The organism is Oceanispirochaeta sp. M1 (assembly GCF_003346715.1).
In the GTDB taxonomy this organism is placed as follows: domain Bacteria; phylum Spirochaetota; class Spirochaetia; order DSM-2461; family DSM-2461; genus Oceanispirochaeta.
The window spans coordinates 42,271-58,642 of record NZ_QQPQ01000011.1 but is presented as its reverse complement, the minus strand read 5'-3'; the positions used below and the strand labels follow the sequence as shown (position 1 = coordinate 58,642).

Genomic DNA, 16,372 nt, shown 5'->3' with positions numbered 1-16,372 from the left:
CATGAAAATAAAACAATTACCCCTCTTAATTCTTTTCTTCTCCCTGATTGTGACAGTTCAGGCAAAGGCAGGGGATCAGTTTACGATCAGCCCGATTTACCTTCAAGATTTTATGAGAAATGATGCAGAGACTGGTTACAGATTTCATGGACCGGGAATCAATGCAAGTTTTTTCCGTGACGGAGCTCTGGATCTGAACTTTTCAGTGACAGCCGGTATCCCCGTAGTTCTGAGTGAAAACGGCAGTACTGATATATCCTACGACTATTACAGTAACCCTGCCTCCATACATCTGCTGGCAGGTCCTGTATGGTCATTTCCCATGGGTGAAATAATGATATTTGAACCCTCTCTGGGACTTCAGGCCGGCTTTATCAATCTCAAAGGTGCGGGATACAGCAGCCTGCAGTTTGCCCCCCTCGGAATAGGGACAGAACTCAGACTGAAGGCCAGAATCAATCCAAAACTGATGCTGGGCATGATGACCGGATTCAACTGGAACATAATAGATATGCTGCATTTTTCAGACCACGATACTGGCTATAGTGTGAGCGCAGGAATCAGTGCGGGATTTGAATTTGAATCCGGGAGAGTTAAAAGAAACAGAAGGAACAAAGAATGAAATGCAAAACATTCCACAGATCATTCTCTGTACTTCTACTGATTACAACCGCCCTTCTTCTGCCTGTATATCTCTCTGCCGAAGAATCACCCTATGAGTATCGCGTTCGTTTCAGCGACACAATGAAATTCAACAATCTCCATCTGGAACAGAATATTATCGATACATTCGAATTTGAGGGCACCCTTCACTGGACCGATTATACGGAACTCCACGCCCGTCTCAAGCTGGACAACTGGTCAGAATCTGTGGGTGGTATCCTCTTTGGAACAGTACTGGATCAGCGTTATGGCATGTCCCACAGTGAAATCTTCGATAAAAGCTATATCCGCTCCAACATCCTGGATGAAATTGGAATTGAAGGAGCCCCGGACCTGTCAATTCTGGGAGGATATAATGCAGGGGGAGTCCTCCATGAGGAGTGGACGGCATTTGATTTTGAAAACTACCGGCTGGCCGGGATCAGAGGAGTCGTATTCCAGAGTGATTTGGCTGTATGGAAAGATCTTTATCTTACTGCTGCCTTCAACCCCGCCCTGGGGAGCAGCAATACCGTATGGAAAGGAATAAACGGAGCTCTCTCGGAAAAGGCTGATATACTGACGGCTCTCTCATGGCGCAGCGATTCCTGGTGGACTGAAGTCTACTGGGACAGCTACAGCAACAGCGATGCCTCTCTGCAGGGTTCTGTGCTTTCAGTTTTCGGCCTGAGTTCCTATTGGAGTTCCAAGCCCTCTGACAATATAAAACTGAAGCTCAGTGAAAGAATAGAGTACGGATTAAACGAAAGCAATTCGGGTAAAGATCATTTGCGCTATGCCCTGGCGGCTGGATTTGATTTCAAGCTTCTCCACGGTCTGAACAGCAATCTTTCTTTCAATGGATTCTTTCTGGACAGAAAGGAGATGAATCTGGGATGGGATACGGAGCTGATGATAACAGAATACATTGGTTCAATACTGGCACTCGGGGGAATAAGGCTTGCGAACAGTCCTGATTTTATCTATGAAGCCGGTATCTCCGGACATTTTAATTACCTGAATCTGTACTTCGGCTACTCAGATCACAAGGAAGGAAATGAAGGTTGGTTTTCAGGAGCTTTTGATACGGTTCGAAACTCCGGTGGAGCTGCCTTTATCAGGCTCGATGTAGAGTACTGAGAGACAAATACAGCCTGAAGGTCATAACAGTTCGCCAATCATCTTGAGAATCTCATTCTCAGTAAAAGGTTTGTTCAGAATTCTATCGACTGAATCATTATTCAATTTTTTCTGCAGTTCCTCAGCAGAAAGATATAACGCATATGTTGAAAACCCATTCGGCCAGAACTCCCAATAAAAATGATAACCTATTCCCAAGCTGATTTCCCGGGGATCAGAAATTAAAGCAAATGTAACGGTTACATCAGATATGATACTGCAAAAACAATTATTCATTTAATAAGATAGGAAGATCCAGAATATTGCTCTTTAATCACTGGGGGAAAAATGGCAGAACAAATGAAAGTACGAACAAAATTACTGGGTAGTTTCATATTACTGATTCTTTTTACCATAATTATCGGTTATATGGGTATCCGTGGAATAAAGCAGATCAACTACCAGAATGAAATCAGTGCTCTGGCAAACAGATGTCTTGTAGATGCACAGGATGCACAGACAGCATCATTGCGCTATATCATTGACAAAGATGAATCATATATGGTTACAGCATCTGAGGAATCATCCAATGTTATCAGCCAGGCTCTGGAAGCTGAGAACCTGATGTTGAGTGAAGAGAATAAAAAACTTACTCAAGATCTTATTGCTGCTATGAAATCATATGAAAGCCATAATGTTGATTTTTTAACAAAGCAAAAACAAATCAATGAAGCAGGTGTTCGAAGAGCTGATGCAGCCTTCAAAATCCTTGAATATATTAAACTTATTATCAATTATGAAGAAACAAGACTTTTTGAAAATAATCGCTCAGGTACAATTACTGTTGTGGATGCCAAAAGACTCATTGGTCTTCAAGAAATAAGGAATGCAACAAATAGATTTCGCATCAACGCCTATCGGTATCAACGTTCCATAACCCAGGATGATAAAGACCTCTATTCCAGTGGATGGGATAAAGAGATTGAAATTGTTAGAACTTTACTGACTCAGGCGCAATCAATTTTTAATGATATAACGATGCTTCAATACCTGGACGACAGCCTGAAACTAATTGATGAATACCAGAAGGATGTTTTCTTTTACAGAGATCTTCAAGCAGAACAGATCCTGATTCAAAAAAGCCAAAGAGAAGAAGCAACCCTTGTTATGTCCGATGCAAGAGAAGTTCGAGATGGAGTTAGTGAGGTTATTAAAAAAGTAACAACTCAAGATACTACACTTGCAATAATTCTCTCCATAATCTCTGCAGCAATTGGAATCTTTATTGCTGTCATTTTGACCAGGTCCATAACATTTCAGCTGGGTGGAGAACCTCATGAAATAGTAGACGTCTGTACAAGGATTTCCGAAGGTGATCTGACCATGGATTTCCCCGAAAGAAAACTGACGGGAGTCTATCAGACCATGAAGGATATGACCGATCATCTGACAGTCATTGTCACCGATATTGTATCAGCAGCAGATCAGGTGGCATCCGGAAGTGAACAGGTCTCTCTCTCTTCACAGGAAATATCTTCAGGAACCAATAAACAGGCTTCCAATATGGAAGAAGTATCTGCATCCATCGAAGAGCTTAACTCCAATATTCAGCAGAATATGGATAATGCACAGCAGTCCAACATAATGGCAAAACAGGTATCTGCAGAATCACAGGAAGGCAGTGATGCCGTAGCTGAAACTGTAACAGCCATGAAAAATATTGCCGAAAAGATCTTTGTTATCGAAGATATTGCCCGCAGCACAAACATGCTGGCACTAAATGCCGCCATTGAAGCCGCAAGGGCCGGGGAAGCAGGTAGGGGATTTGCCGTTGTAGCCTCTGAAGTCCGCAAACTTGCCGAATCAAGCGGTACTGCTGCCAAAGAAATTACCGAGATATCTAATAACAGTGTTCACAGAGCAATAGCCGCACAAAAGAAGATTCAGGAAATTGTCCCCTCAATGCAGAAAACAGCAGACCTGGTAGAAGAGATTTCCATGTCCAGTAAAGAACAGAACCAGGGTGCCGGCCAGATAAATGGAGCAATAGTCCAGCTGGATACAGTAATTCAGCAGAATGCATCTGCCAGTGAGGAACTTGCTTCAATGTCGGAAGAACTCCTGTCACAGGCCACCTCAATGAAATCAACCATCGGATTTTTTAAGCTTAAAGGCATGAAATCTGAAACTCATAAGAAACAGAATGTTATTGAATATTTACCTGAAACAAAGCCTGCCGTCGTCTCCGGGACTTCCTCCTATCCCGAGACCCCCAGGCAGAGAATAACTCCAACCGCTACTTTGAGCGCGGGAATCGAAGAGTCAGAAATGGCTGAGGCCGACTTTGAAGAATTTTAATTTTCAAATTATTTTTCGGTCTTGAAATCTTTTGCCCCGGATCAGTGTGATGGTCCGGGGCCTTTTATTTATAACAATTTCTAAAATCCCCACAATGAGAGATTCAAAGTGCTTTCAATTTCAGCTTCGGCATCATCAGGGAGCAGAGGAAAAAAATCCAGTCCCGTCGCCTCTTCAGCCTCATCTATGGTCAGGGCAAACTCTTCAAGATCCCCCTCCCGTCTTCTATTGGGAAGAATAAAGGCAATGCCCTTTAATTCTGGTTCTCTATAATCAAGAATCACCTTGTAGTAATAATCGGGTACAGCGACCCTATTGGGCCCTATCACAGGATAGGAATCTTCGGTAAGAACCGGCCCTGTCACAATATAGACAGCCTTATTCTCCACAGCCCATTTACGAACCTTCCCCTCAAGCTCCTTCCAGATACCCCGGTTCAAACTGGGACTCTGGGGGCTCATATTACTCATATAAAAGGAGTCCGCCATGGACTGGGCCGTCATCTTCATATCCGCCGCAGGAGCCAGATGCCCCCTGTCATAACCCGAGCCCTTGTAATCCTTCAAACTCGCCGAAGCTGTGCTCACTTCCGGATCAGAGCGAAAAGCATCCTTACGGTCTACCTGACCCTCGACCTCTTCCAGGGTCAGCTCATAGGCAACCCAGTCGGCCTGCTCAAAAGCCTCATTATATTGAAGAGTATAAAATTCCCTCTCCACCACAGCATCAGGATTCGTTACAAAAGGAATCTCGAGAGACTGGGACTGGGCAGACAAAAATCCACCAGTGATCAAAAGCAAAAATGTACTGATTTTCCAATTCATAAAAACAAAATACCCCGAATCTGAGTTTTATCAAAGTTCTTCTTAGTGAATTACTCGGCAGCACCCTGATGCCGGAATACCGGCTCCAGGGCCGGGCTCTCCACTCTAGCTCCTGTCCCTGCGGGTATTCTCCGGCTTGTTCCACGCCGCCGGACCCGCCGGGGAGCTGCCGATTCGATCCCTTGCTGAGAAATACAGCTGATTTAAGAACTGTTTTTTTTTAAGAATAAACAGGATAATAGAGAGAATGAGATCAGTTTATTCCCACGGGAAGCGACGACGCAGTAGAAAAACGAAGCTCAGCCTGAACCGGCTTTTAAACCGTCAGCCTAAAACAATAAGAAAACACCCTCATTATGAACTGATGATCAATCACTATCTGGCATCTGAAAAACTGCAGAAACTGAAGATAAACAGACAGTGTTACCGCCTCCTGGATAAAGCGATTATCACAGTGGAAAACCTGCCCAATCTCTACCGAACATACAAAGTACCACAGGACCCGTTCTTCCCTCTCTTTATCACAATAAAAAAGGATTACCTCGCTGAGAGACTGAAGAAAATAGAAGAGCGGGAAAAATACATACTGGTCCAGATGAAAAAACTTCCAAGAGAAAAACGAAAAGTACTGCGCTTCCTGGCCGAATTGGAGGAGAGTATAAGCCCCGGTGGAACACGGCAGATATGGGGAAAAAAAATCTATCCCGGCAGTATGAAAAGATCTCGTGAGATACTTAAGATTTCTGAAAGCGAGTGGACAGAGATACTGGATGGATATTTTGAATCTCTCAGTCTGAAGTATCCCGTATTTTCAAAGAGCCGGGAAAAGGTTTCAGCCTCTCTGTTTCTCCGGATAAGACCCTCTTTGAATCCCCTGGGCTTCCCGTCAAAAGAGACTGTTAATAAATCTTATAGAAAGCTGAGCCGCAGCTATCATCCCGATTCCGGGGGTGATGCATCCCTCTTTATCCGGCTGCAGAACAGCAGAGACTTATTGATAAAAAATATTAAAGAATAAAAGAATCAGGACTGGCGTCCCTATACTGCTTCCAACGCTCGAGGAATTCCGGGCGTCTAAGATTCTCCGCACCGATCCTGGTTTTGTACTCCATATTGGGATGTCCCAGGTTCCAGAATGCAAAGCCCTTCTCCTCCAGAAGACGGGCCAGTAGAAACAATTGAAGTGTACCGCTGCCCCTGGGCCCCTTATCTCTTTCAGAGAATCCGCTGAGACTTGTGTAGATGCTTCCGATCCGATATCCCAGTTCCCCGGCCAGAAGAGATCCATCAAAATCATAAAGCTCCACAGAAATAGCTTTACATGCCAGGGGACACTCCCTTTTATTCAGAGTCCGTAGAATATCCGCATACTTATCAGTCAGCCAGCAGGGATTATGATAAGACATAATCTTTCCCAGAACCTGCTCAAAATCACTATTGATTGACAGTTTAAAGACTCCGGACTCAACCTGGGGAAGAAGTTTTTTCACCTGTCTGGACATATGCAGATTCTTCCAGTCCAACACGGCATAGGACCTCTGCATTTCCGGCAGGAGGACAGAGCGTCCATCCTCCAGAGGATAGGTGATAGAGATCATTCCTTCATAGGCCAGGCGGCTGTAAAAGGAGGGAGACCAGTCATCACTCCAGTATAAATGAGACTCATCATGATTATGGATAAAATCAAGGACTCCCCTTTTACCCAGATCCTTTTCATCAAGTTTAAAAATTTCAGACATAAGAGATATTCAGCTTATACCATAGAATCAGAGGCTTACAACTATTTTCAAAAATAAAATCCTGAAGAGGGAATCAACAAAGTAATTTTGCTTTCTTTTGAAACAGACACGCTGTACAATATAGCTACCATGAGCAATGTAATAGATCTACTTCTTGAAACCGAACAGAAAGCCAAAGACATCGTTGAAGCTGCCCGTGATAAAGTGCGGGATGTACAGCAGGAAGCCGACAAAAAATCAGAAGAAATAGTAAAGAATGCCCGGCAGGAAGCACTTGTTCTTCAAAGAGAATCTGCCGAAAAAACCAGACAGGAACTTGAAGATAAGAAAAAATCTGTGGTTGTGGAACTGGAAGAGAAACAGAACAATCTGCTCAGTGAAAAAACAGAACTTCTGGACCTTGCTGCTGAAGATGTATTCAAACTGCTGATCACTCCCGAATATGAGAAGGTGTAGGTTCTGATCCCATGTCTAAATACTTAAACCGCTACAGCTTCATCAATGCCAAACTCAAGACAAGAATGGACTTCCTTCTGAAAGAAAGTTTTTTACAGAAACTTGAAGACAGACCCAACCTGAATGAAGCTATGCTGATGCTCAAACCGACCCCCTACGGAATGATGGAAACCATATATGAACAGACGGGTGATTTAAAAATGGCGGAGAAGGAACTGAGAAAAAAAGAGATAAGTTTCTACATGGAACTGAAAAAAAATACGGATGAACTCCTTTCTGGATTTCTGGATATCTTATTGATCAGGTTTGATATAGAAATATTAAAAGACTGGATCAGACTCTGGTTTGACAGCAGGATACGCAAGAGAGATATCTCCGCACTGACCCCTTATATGATCCGCATCAAGGTCCTCTCAAATATTGACCCTGAGACCCTTCTTGCCTGCAGAAATGAAGAGGAACTTTATGCCTATCTCTGCACTTTGGATTTATATAAAGCAGTTTTTGAGCGCTATCTGGAACGCCGTGAAGCTCTGAACAGACTCTATGATCTGGAACGGGATCTCGACAGGCTCCGTTTCAGAAAAATTCTTGCATACAGTGAACTTTTTCCTGAACCAGACAAAAGCATCATCCGGAATATGACCAGTATGGAAATTGACTTTGAGAATATGCTTCATCTGGTCAGAATGGCTGAAACCCTTCCCCTGGATAAGATTCTCAATGATATGATTGAAGGTGGAAGATCGTTAGTTTCAGCCAAAGCCACCATGAAGACCTCTGAAGAAAAGATACTTGAAAGGACTCTCTCTTCCTATGGGAGCATGGGTACGCTCCTGCTAAGTGAAGGAAGTAATCCCTCTCAGAAGATGGAGATGATGGAAGCCATATTTACAGAAATTGAAAAAAAAGAATCTGAGAAGCTTCTCCGGGGATCTCCCTTTAATATTGGAATAATGCTGATCTACTTTATCCGCAAAGGAAGAGAGTGCCAGCGCCTGGTAAGTCTGCTTAACGCCATACAGTACAAATCACAAAGCATGGGAAGGGGAGAAAAATCATGATTCTGAGCTCAAAGATGAATCACCTTACAGCTGTGGTGACCCGTGCTCATATGGACAGTGTAACCACTGTACTGCTGCAGATGGGTGTGATGGATTTTATTAAAACAGAAGAAATCCCTTTTTTGCGTGATCAGAGACTTCAGAGTCTTGAAGTCAACGAATCAGCCGCACGCATGGCCGAAAGCCGACTCAGGATTGAAACTTTACTGAGGTCCGCCGACCTCCTTCCTGTGATGGGAGATGAAATTGAGGCGAGTAGTAATGACTCCCTGGATAAAATAGAAAAAATGCTGGATGCCCTTTCAAATGAACAGCAGGGATTCAGGGATAAACAGCAGGAGATACAATCAGAAATCAACAGACTTCTGGATATGAAAAGACAGGTAGACCTCTTTGGAGATGAAAAGGCCCTTATTGAAAGAGCCGAAAAAGGTGTTTCAGGGTACTCCTTTCTCTTTCTGGAGACAGGGAGTGTTGAGAGTAAAATGCTTCAGGGTCTGCAGGATTCCCTCTCTTCCCTGACAACTGTGGTAATTGAAACTGTTTCTCAGAATAAAAGAAGCCACTGCATCATCATGGGGATGAAGAAGGACCAGAGTGAGATACAGAAGCGTCTTGAATCCGCCTCCTGGATCAAAGGCCCCCTGCCTCCCGAAGCTGCCGCCAGTCTGAACAGTGACAAAGCCAATAACAGAGCCTCCGGTGATGTTGATATCAGAGTAGGCGCACTGAAAAAGTCACAGGATGAAATCAAGGAGAAATCCAGGGAATATATAAGAGGTAAAATCGAGTGGCTTCAGTCCACCTGGTCCGACCTGCACATCAGAGAACTTTATCTTAAGATTCAGTCATACTTCTCCTCCTCGGAAAGCTGTATTCTTTTTAACGGCTGGGTACCCGAAGAACACAGAGAAGAACTGGATAAAAGAGTCAAGGAGGCTGCAGAAGGTCACTGTCTTCTGGACTGGCATGATACGGTCTGGGTAGATAAGACAACAGAGGGGCGTCTGACTCCCCCCGTGGAGATGAAGAATCCCAGAGCCTTCAGGCCCTTTGAAATGCTTGTCAAAAATTTCGGGACCCCTGCCTACGGGACAATTGATCCCACTCCTCTGGTTGCAGTCAGCTATCTGGCGATGTTCGGTCTGATGTTCGGAGATGCAGGACACGGACTGATACTTATCCTGGCCGGTCTGGGGATGATTATCAAGGATAGAAAGCAGGGAAAAGAACCTAAGAACCTGTATACCCTCATTATCTACTGCGGCGGAGCTGCGGTTGCTGCGGGAGTACTCTTCGGTTCCTACTTCGGATACTCCTGGTTTCCCCCTCTCTGGTTTAACTATCATGCGGTTGTTGCAGGACATTCCAGCGGCCATGAAGCAATAAACAATATCTATGACATTCTGCTCATCACAATCTGGTTTGGAATTGCCGTTCTGGGTCTGGGAATTGTCCTAAATATCATCAACTGCATCCGGAAAAAAGACTGGGTCAGGCTTATTTTCAATAAGGCCGGAATTCTGGGGGCCTGGATGTATGCCGCCGGTGTCTATACTGCTTTTGTCTTTGTAGAAAACGCTTACAAAACCTTACCCTCTTCCACTGTACTGACATTAGGTCTGGGACTGCCGGCGCTTCTCCTCCTTTTCAAGGAACCTGTAGAACATATTCTGGAGGGTCATCACTTCTCACTCAAGCCCTCATCATTGATGAACCTTTTTATGGAATGGATGGTGGAGCTGCTGGAGATATTCTCGGGCTACCTTGCCAATACACTCTCCTTTATGAGAGTTGCGGGTCTCGGGATTGCACATGTCAGCCTGATGACCGCCTTTTTTCAGATGGCCGATATGGCCCCACCGGCAGGGGGAGTATTAATCCTTCTTCTGGGCAATGCACTGGTAATAGCACTTGAAGGACTGTCTGCAGGAATTCAGTCCCTCAGGTTGAATTATTATGAATTTTTTTCCAAATATTTCAACGGAACGGGACGGGCCTATGAGCCTATATCTTTAAAATCCCGTTTAGGAGGTAGTAGTGAATCTTAAGCAGAAATTATCCCTGCATCTGTCAGCCCGGGTGGTCGTAATAACGGCTATGTTCCTGATTCTCGGCCTTGTAGGACTCCAGAACCTGAGTGCCGAAGAGGCCCAGCCTCAGGAAGCAGCCGCAGCATCATACCAGGTTCAGTCCTTTGGACTCATGGCTGCCGCTCTGGCCTTTGCGGCAGCAGCCATCGGTGCGGGAATTGCCATCAGCCATGTAGGTTCTGCCGCCATGGGTGCCATAGGTGAAAAACCCGAGATTGCAGGGCAGGCCCTGATATTCGTTGCTCTGGCCGAAGGTATCGTTGTCTTCGGGTTTATTACGGCCCTGATGATTCTCGGTAAAATCTGAAGGATTTTTATGAAATATTTCGTTATCGGTGATGAAGATACTGTTCTCGGATTCGGCATGGTCGGAGTAAGAGGACGGCAGGTGACAACCGCAGAGGAAGCTGAACAGGCCCTCAGTGAAGCCATGGAAAATGCCGACATAGGCATAATCCTCATCAACGAAAGACTGGCGGAATTAGTTAGACCCCTGGTTGACAGTTTTGTGTTCACCAGACAGTTTCCCCTTATCCTGGAGATTCCTGACCGTATGGGCCGGGTGGAAGGGAAACCATCTTTAAAAGAACTTGTAAATGAAGCAATCGGAATCAAGCTCTGAACTCCTGAGGAGCATTCTGCAGTCCGCAGAATCCGAAGCCCGAACCATACTGGAAACAGCGGACAGCCGGGCGGAAGAAACAGTAGACAGCGCCCGTGAAAAGGCAGCAAAAATCCTCAATGAAGCCGACAAAAAGGCCCTTGCCCATAGTAAGGAAGTAAAGAAGAACAGCGGCTCCAGTCTCAGTCTTCTGCAGAGCAGACAGGAACTCAAGAACTCATCGAAACTCTATAGTGAAGTACAGAACAGGGTTAAAATAAGGCTGAAAGGCCTTAATGAGTCCGATTCCTACAGAACCCTCCTTAAAGGGTTTGTCCTGGAAGCGGCTCTTGGGCTGATCGAGAGCTCTGAAGAGGGTGATTTTATTATCAACGGCGGCTCATTGGAGAGAAATCTGATGGACGACCGCTTTCTGAAAGAGGTAAAAGAGGAACTGAAGAAACGCTTCGGCATAGATCACGGTTTTGTCTTCTCCTCTGCAGCAGTACTCCCTGAACGGGGTGTAGAAATTACGGACAGCAGTGGACGCTGGGCTTTCCGAAACAGCTTCAGCGCCCGAATGCTCCGCTATGAAGATGAAATCAGAGAACTCATCGATGCCCGGCTTCATGATGAGGAGAACTTATGAGCGAACGTATAGCCGGCAGGGTCAAAAGAGTAAACGGCCCCGTTATAGAAGCCTCAAATATTTCCGATGCCCTGATGATGGAGATGATCTTTGTGGGCGAACAGAGACTAGTAGGTGAAGTAATCAAACTTCACGGAGATAAAGCCGTAATACAGGTATATGAAGATACAACCGGTGTAGCACCGGGAGACAATATTTATGGATCGGGAGAATCCCTGAGCGTAAGCCTGGGCCCCGGACTCATGGGAACAATCTATGATGGAATCCAGCGTCCCCTGGAGTCCCTCTTCGCCCAGTCAGGTGTGTTTATTGAAAAAGGACTGAGCTACTCTTCCCTGGATATAGAAAAGGTCTGGGACTTTACCCCTCTGGTACATGAAGGTGATTTTGTAAGTCAGGGACAGATTATAGGAACTGTGCAGGAGACCCAGAGGATTGAACACCGCATATTGATTCCTCCCGGAATCAATGGGAAGATCCGCAGCATTGCGGCGGCAGGCTCCTATAAAGTCACTCATAAGATCGTGACGATTGAAGGCGATACAGCTGATCAGAAAGCGACAGACCTTACAATGGTGCAGAACTGGCCTATCAGAAAACCCCGCCCCACTGCGGAACGCAAGCCCCTTAACATCCCCCTTATTACCGGACAGAGAGTCATAGACACCCTCTTTCCCCTTGCCAAGGGCGGAACTGTGGCCATCCCCGGAGGATTCGGCACGGGTAAAACCATGACCCAGCATGCCATCGCCAAGTGGTGCGATGCGGATATTATTGTCTACATAGGATGCGGGGAGCGGGGCAACGAGATGACCGATGTTCTCAACGAGTTTCCCGAGCTTATAGATCCCTCAACCGGACGAAGTCTGATGGAGAGAACCATTCTGATTGCCAACACCTCCAATATGCCGGTTTCCGCAAGAGAAGCCAGCATCTATACGGGGATCAGCATCGCAGAATACTACAGAGACCAGGGTTACCATGTGGCTATTATGGCCGACTCCACATCCCGCTGGGCCGAGGCCCTCAGGGAACTCTCAGGAAGAATGGAAGAGATGCCTGCAGAAGAGGGATTCCCCGCCTATCTGCCTACTCGAATCGCCGAATTCTACGAAAGAGCCGGTTATATGGAGACCCTGTCGGGCAGAGAGGGCTCCGTATCCATCATCGGTGCTGTGTCTCCTCCGGGAGGCGACTTTTCTGAGCCCGTTACCCAGCATACAAGACGTTTTGTCCGCTGTTTCTGGGGACTGGACCGGCAGCTGGCCAATGCCCGTCACTATCCCGCAATCGGCTGGCTGGACAGTTACAGTGAATACCTGAATGATATCAGCCCCTGGTGGGAAGAGAGGGTCGGTCCCGCCTGGGCCGAGGATCGCAGAGAGATCCTCGAACTTCTGCATAAAGAGGTACGTCTGCAGCAGATCGTAAAACTGGTTGGCCCCGATGCCCTCCCCGACAGCCAGAGGTTTATCATCGAAGTCTGTACAGTTTTTAAGAATGCCTTTCTGCAGCAGAATGCCTTTGACGACATTGACCGTTATTCCACAGCCGAGAAACAGATGCGCATGCTGGCAATAATTCTCTGCTACTGGAGAAGAGGAAACGAAGCTATCCGCCGGGGTGTAACCATTGTAAAACTCAGAAGAATGAAGGTACTCCAGGAGATCATCAAGATGAAACTGACAATTGCCAATGACAAGGTTGAGAAATTCGACCGTCTGGAAGCAAAACTGGAACGCTCACTGGATCGTCTGGGGGCTATCTATGGATAAGGATCTGAAGAAAAAGCTCTTAAGCGCCAGAGAATATGTAGGAGTGGATCAGATAGAAGGCCCCCTGGTCTTTGTGAAAAACACCCATCCTGTGGGTTACAGAGAACTGGTGGAGATCCGGGACCGTCAGGGAAATATCCGTCTGGGAACCGTATTGGATACCTCTGATGAAGTAACCGTAGTCCAGGTATTTGCAGGAACCTCGGGTCTGAATATGCCCGATACCCGGGTCAGCTTCAAGGGAGAACCCCAGACTCTGGGTGTCAGTAAGAAGATGCTGGGCCGTGTATTTAACGGACTTGGCCAGCCCATAGATGGGGGTGCCGCTCCCCGGGCCGTCAGACAGACAGATGTAAACGGCAGGCCTATTAATCCTGTAGCCAGAGAGTATCCCAGAAATTTCATACAGACTGGAATCTCTGTCATTGATGGGATGAACACACTGATCCGCGGTCAGAAACTCCCCATATTTTCGGGCAACGGACTCCCCCATAATGAGCTGGCAGCCCAGATCACAAGACAGGCCAAGGTTAAGGGTCAGGATACGGACTTTGCGGTGGTCTTTGCCGCCATGGGTGTCAAGCACGATGTGGCACGTTATTTTATCGACTCCTTTGAAAAATCGGGTGTACTGGAAAAAGTTGCCCTCTTCCTCTCCCTGGCTGATGACCCTTCAATTGAAAGAATCATCACACCCCGAAGTGCCCTCACACTGGCAGAACACCTCGCCTTTGACGAAGGGATGCATGTGCTTGTGGTGATGACGGATATGTCAAACTACTGCGAATCACTGAGAGAGATCTCAACACTGCGCGGTGAAATACCCTCAAGAAAAGGATATCCCGGATATCTCTATTCAGACCTGGCAGAACTCTATGAAAGATCTGGAATGCTCAAGGGATTCAAGGGCTCCATCACACAGCTCCCCATCCTGACCATGCCCAATGACGATATATCCCATCCCATTCCCGACCTCTCGGGATATATAACCGAGGGACAGATTGTATTTGAACGGGACATGCATGCCAGAGGACTCTACCCCCCTGTGGCCGGACTTCCCTCCCTCTCCCGTCTGATGAAGGACGGAATTGGAGTTGGAATGACCCGGGAAGACCATCCTCATCTGGCCAGCCAGCTCTTTGCCGCCTACAGCTATGTAAAGGATGTACGGAACCTGGCCTCGGTTATCGGAGAAGAGGAACTCACTCCCCTGGATCACCAGTATATGGACTTTGGAGAACACTTTGAGAAGAAATTCATCAACCAGAGATCCGATGAAGACAGAAGCATAGAAGAGACCCTGGACAGAGGATGGGAAGCCCTGAGCCTTCTGCCTGCAGAAGAGCTGCACAGAGTCACCGAAGAAGAGATAGACGAATATTACGGTACGATTGCCGCCAAAACACCCGAGGCCGGAATCAAATGAGAAAGAACACGGCCCCCACCAAGACAAACCTCATGGCTCTTAAAAACGAACTGAAGTTTGCCAGTCTGGGACATGAGCTGCTGGATCAAAAGAGGAACATCCTTGTGATGGAGCTTCTCAATCTGGTGGATCAGGCAGTGGATTTCCAGGAGAAAGCCGATAAAACACTGACCACGGCCTTCAGCTCTCTTGAGGATGCTGCCCTGGATATGGGTAAACGTCGTCTTTTGACACTATCCAGTGCCATAAGAGTGGAATCAGAAGTGAAGCTGAGCCAGAGAAAGGTGATGGGCGTATCCCTCCCGGTCGTTCAAACCGAATACAGTGGAGAGGCCCCCTGGTACTCCCCCACCGGAAACAGCTATCACGTTGATATGGCGGTAGATGATTTCCGGAAAGCCCTGGAGATGACGGGGAAACTGGCTGAACTCAAGATATCCATCATGCGTCTGGCGAGGGAGGTCAAAAAGACAATCCGCAAGGTTAATGCTCTGGAGAAAATTGCCATCCCCGATCTTGAGGAGACAGTGGCTCATATTCAGAATAGACTGGAAGAAAATGAACGGGACATGCTCATTCTTATGAAGCGTGTTAAAAGTAGACTTGAAAGTAAAAGGATGAACCCTTAACCTAGGGAAAGGACAGAAAAAATGGCAGGACCAATACAAAACATTCTGGTTTATGTAGACGGAAGCGAAGAATCGGTCACGGCGGCGGAATATGCTGTCTGCCTTGCAAAAAAAACGGGTGCAAAATTAAGTGCCGTCTATGTTGTTAATACAAGAGCTCTGAACGACCTGGTCAAATCCCGGATCTTTATTGCCTCGGAAGAACAGGAATACCAGGAAGACCTTGAAAATGATGCCCAGAAATATCTGGACCATGTAAAGGAACTGTCCCATAAAAAAGGTCAGGCAGTGGAACTGTACCAGAAAAACGGAGCCATCCATTCGGAGATAAAACATCTTGTGGAAGACCTGGATGCAGACCTTCTGATTATCGGTGAACTGTCCAAGATTCAGAGCCGTAGAGATGAGTTCTACAACGAAGTGGAAAGGGCCATGCGCTCTGTATCCTGCTCTGTACTGATAGCAAAAGACGAGGACCTTATTTGGTCCCAGTACGAATCTCTCGTATAATATATTTAAAGGAAAATGACATGAGTATACTTGAACTGATATCCGAAGACTGCATAAAGGTTCCTCTTGAAAGCAGGAGGAAAAACGATCTGCTCCATGAAATGATAGACATGCTCAAAGACGCAGGAAAGATAGAAGATGCCGACACTATCTACCAGGCTGTCAGCAGCCGGGAAGATCAGGGCAGTACCGGACTGGGAGAAGGCATCGCCATTCCCCATGCTAAAACAGATGCAGTTTCAGAGATGACCCTGGCCATCGGCATCTCCCCGGACGGGATAGATTTCGAATCTCTGGACGGAGAGGATGCTAAGGTTTTCTTTATGATTCTTGCCCCCTCAAATAAAGCCGGACAACACATTGAAGCCCTCTCCGAAGTGGCAAGACTCACCCGCTCAGCCGCCTTTATGAGGACTCTGATCCACTCGGAAAATGCCGCAGAAGTCCTGGAGCTCTTTCAGGAATAGTCCGGCATTCCCAGTGCAAT

The 16,372-nt window shown here is 46.4% G+C and carries 17 protein-coding genes; 15 read left to right on the top strand and 2 right to left on the bottom strand.

The features are described from left to right. The first annotated feature begins 1 nt into the window (after position 1). The 3 genes from DV872_RS09590 to DV872_RS09575 all read left to right on the top strand — a co-directional run bounded on the left by DV872_RS09590 (position 2) and on the right by DV872_RS09575 (position 4,119). On the top strand, positions 2–622 hold the full coding sequence (locus tag DV872_RS09590; protein WP_114629708.1) for a hypothetical protein: 621 nt from the start codon (positions 2–4) through the stop codon (positions 620–622). Further along, positions 619–1,782, top strand: a complete 1,164-nt coding sequence (locus tag DV872_RS09585; protein ID WP_114629707.1) for a hypothetical protein — start codon at positions 619–621, stop codon at positions 1,780–1,782. The genes DV872_RS09590 and DV872_RS09585 overlap by 4 nt, the downstream gene beginning before the upstream one ends. A 327-nt stretch (positions 1,783–2,109) precedes the next feature. Further along, positions 2,110–4,119 (top strand): methyl-accepting chemotaxis protein, encoded by a 2,010-nt coding sequence (locus tag DV872_RS09575; RefSeq protein WP_114629705.1) that lies wholly within the window; start codon positions 2,110–2,112, stop codon positions 4,117–4,119. 80 nt (positions 4,120–4,199) lie between these two features. On the opposite strand, the gene DV872_RS09570 is transcribed toward DV872_RS09575, so the two are convergent. Then, positions 4,200–4,943 carry a DNA/RNA non-specific endonuclease gene (locus tag DV872_RS09570; protein ID WP_114629704.1) on the bottom strand — a complete coding sequence of 248 codons (744 nt, stop codon included), beginning with the start codon at positions 4,941–4,943 and terminating at the stop codon, positions 4,200–4,202. Positions 4,944–5,190: 247 nt separating this feature from the next. Here DV872_RS09570 and DV872_RS09565 point away from each other — a divergent pair, with 247 nt between their 5' ends. Next, a complete protein-coding gene (locus DV872_RS09565) occupies positions 5,191–5,961 on the top strand; it encodes a hypothetical protein (protein ID WP_114629703.1) in 771 nt (256 codons plus the stop codon). Here the strand turns inward: DV872_RS09565 and DV872_RS09560 are convergent. Next, positions 5,951–6,682, bottom strand: coding sequence for a GNAT family N-acetyltransferase (locus tag DV872_RS09560; protein WP_114629702.1), 732 nt, complete (start codon positions 6,680–6,682; stop codon positions 5,951–5,953). The genes DV872_RS09565 and DV872_RS09560 overlap by 11 nt on opposite strands. Before the next feature lie 129 nt (positions 6,683–6,811). On the opposite strand from DV872_RS09560, the gene DV872_RS09555 reads away from it, so the two are divergent. Genes DV872_RS09555 through DV872_RS09505 form a run of 11 tightly spaced genes read left to right on the top strand, consistent with a single transcriptional unit; the run spans position 6,812 to position 16,352 of the window. Further along, complete coding sequence (locus DV872_RS09555; RefSeq protein WP_147283139.1) at positions 6,812–7,138, top strand: hypothetical protein; 327 nt, start codon at positions 6,812–6,814, stop codon at positions 7,136–7,138. Positions 7,139–7,149: 11 nt separating this feature from the next. Further along, positions 7,150–8,202, top strand: coding sequence for a V-type ATPase subunit (locus DV872_RS09550; RefSeq protein ID WP_114629700.1), 1,053 nt, complete (start codon positions 7,150–7,152; stop codon positions 8,200–8,202). Further along, positions 8,199–10,253: a V-type ATP synthase subunit I gene (locus DV872_RS09545; RefSeq protein ID WP_114629699.1), complete on the top strand. Its 2,055-nt coding sequence runs from the start codon at positions 8,199–8,201 to the stop codon at positions 10,251–10,253. The genes DV872_RS09550 and DV872_RS09545 overlap by 4 nt, the downstream gene beginning before the upstream one ends. Beyond that, positions 10,243–10,602 carry an ATP synthase subunit C gene (locus DV872_RS09540; protein ID WP_233516420.1) on the top strand — a complete coding sequence of 120 codons (360 nt, stop codon included), beginning with the start codon at positions 10,243–10,245 and terminating at the stop codon, positions 10,600–10,602. The genes DV872_RS09545 and DV872_RS09540 overlap by 11 nt, the downstream gene beginning before the upstream one ends. A gap of 9 nt (positions 10,603–10,611) precedes the next feature. Further along, the gene (locus DV872_RS09535) at positions 10,612–10,917 is read left to right on the top strand and encodes a V-type ATP synthase subunit F (RefSeq protein WP_114629698.1); all 306 of its coding nucleotides are present in this window, start codon (positions 10,612–10,614) and stop codon (positions 10,915–10,917) included. Beyond that, positions 10,892–11,545, top strand: coding sequence for a V-type ATP synthase subunit E family protein (locus tag DV872_RS09530; protein WP_114629697.1), 654 nt, complete (start codon positions 10,892–10,894; stop codon positions 11,543–11,545). The genes DV872_RS09535 and DV872_RS09530 overlap by 26 nt, the downstream gene beginning before the upstream one ends. Further along, on the top strand, positions 11,542–13,320 hold the full coding sequence (locus tag DV872_RS09525) for a V-type ATP synthase subunit A (RefSeq protein WP_114629696.1): 1,779 nt from the start codon (positions 11,542–11,544) through the stop codon (positions 13,318–13,320). Before DV872_RS09530 ends, DV872_RS09525 begins: the two co-directional genes overlap by 4 nt. Continuing rightward, positions 13,313–14,746 (top strand): V-type ATP synthase subunit B, encoded by a 1,434-nt coding sequence (locus DV872_RS09520; RefSeq protein WP_114629695.1) that lies wholly within the window; start codon positions 13,313–13,315, stop codon positions 14,744–14,746. The genes DV872_RS09525 and DV872_RS09520 overlap by 8 nt, the downstream gene beginning before the upstream one ends. Beyond that, complete coding sequence (locus DV872_RS09515; RefSeq protein WP_114629694.1) at positions 14,743–15,375, top strand: V-type ATP synthase subunit D; 633 nt, start codon at positions 14,743–14,745, stop codon at positions 15,373–15,375. The genes DV872_RS09520 and DV872_RS09515 overlap by 4 nt, the downstream gene beginning before the upstream one ends. A 21-nt stretch (positions 15,376–15,396) precedes the next feature. Further along, the gene (locus DV872_RS09510) at positions 15,397–15,885 is read left to right on the top strand and encodes a universal stress protein (RefSeq protein ID WP_114629693.1); all 489 of its coding nucleotides are present in this window, start codon (positions 15,397–15,399) and stop codon (positions 15,883–15,885) included. Between the two features lie 20 nt (positions 15,886–15,905). Continuing rightward, complete coding sequence (locus DV872_RS09505; protein WP_114629692.1) at positions 15,906–16,352, top strand: PTS sugar transporter subunit IIA; 447 nt, start codon at positions 15,906–15,908, stop codon at positions 16,350–16,352. Positions 16,353–16,372 lie beyond the last annotated feature (20 nt).

Bases quoted from the DNA above. Each gene is read 5' to 3' on its own strand.
- DV872_RS09555 (WP_147283139.1), top strand. From the start codon at position 6,812: ATGAGCAATGTAATAGATCTACTTCTTGAAACCGAACAGAAAGCCAAA.
- DV872_RS09570 (WP_114629704.1), bottom strand. From the start codon at position 4,943: ATGAATTGGAAAATCAGTACATTTTTGCTTTTGATCACTGGTGGATTT.
- DV872_RS09590 (WP_114629708.1), top strand. From the start codon at position 2: ATGAAAATAAAACAATTACCCCTCTTAATTCTTTTCTTCTCCCTGATT.
- DV872_RS09575 (WP_114629705.1), top strand. From the start codon at position 2,110: ATGGCAGAACAAATGAAAGTACGAACAAAATTACTGGGTAGTTTCATA.
- DV872_RS09505 (WP_114629692.1), top strand. From the start codon at position 15,906: ATGAGTATACTTGAACTGATATCCGAAGACTGCATAAAGGTTCCTCTT.
- DV872_RS09510 (WP_114629693.1), top strand. From the start codon at position 15,397: ATGGCAGGACCAATACAAAACATTCTGGTTTATGTAGACGGAAGCGAA.
- DV872_RS09535 (WP_114629698.1), top strand. From the start codon at position 10,612: ATGAAATATTTCGTTATCGGTGATGAAGATACTGTTCTCGGATTCGGC.
- DV872_RS09545 (WP_114629699.1), top strand. From the start codon at position 8,199: ATGATTCTGAGCTCAAAGATGAATCACCTTACAGCTGTGGTGACCCGT.
- DV872_RS09550 (WP_114629700.1), top strand. From the start codon at position 7,150: ATGTCTAAATACTTAAACCGCTACAGCTTCATCAATGCCAAACTCAAG.
- DV872_RS09515 (WP_114629694.1), top strand. From the start codon at position 14,743: ATGAGAAAGAACACGGCCCCCACCAAGACAAACCTCATGGCTCTTAAA.
- DV872_RS09520 (WP_114629695.1), top strand. From the start codon at position 13,313: ATGGATAAGGATCTGAAGAAAAAGCTCTTAAGCGCCAGAGAATATGTA.
- DV872_RS09530 (WP_114629697.1), top strand. From the start codon at position 10,892: ATGAAGCAATCGGAATCAAGCTCTGAACTCCTGAGGAGCATTCTGCAG.
- DV872_RS09525 (WP_114629696.1), top strand. From the start codon at position 11,542: ATGAGCGAACGTATAGCCGGCAGGGTCAAAAGAGTAAACGGCCCCGTT.
- DV872_RS09565 (WP_114629703.1), top strand. From the start codon at position 5,191: ATGAGATCAGTTTATTCCCACGGGAAGCGACGACGCAGTAGAAAAACG.
- DV872_RS09585 (WP_114629707.1), top strand. From the start codon at position 619: ATGAAATGCAAAACATTCCACAGATCATTCTCTGTACTTCTACTGATT.
- DV872_RS09560 (WP_114629702.1), bottom strand. From the start codon at position 6,682: ATGTCTGAAATTTTTAAACTTGATGAAAAGGATCTGGGTAAAAGGGGA.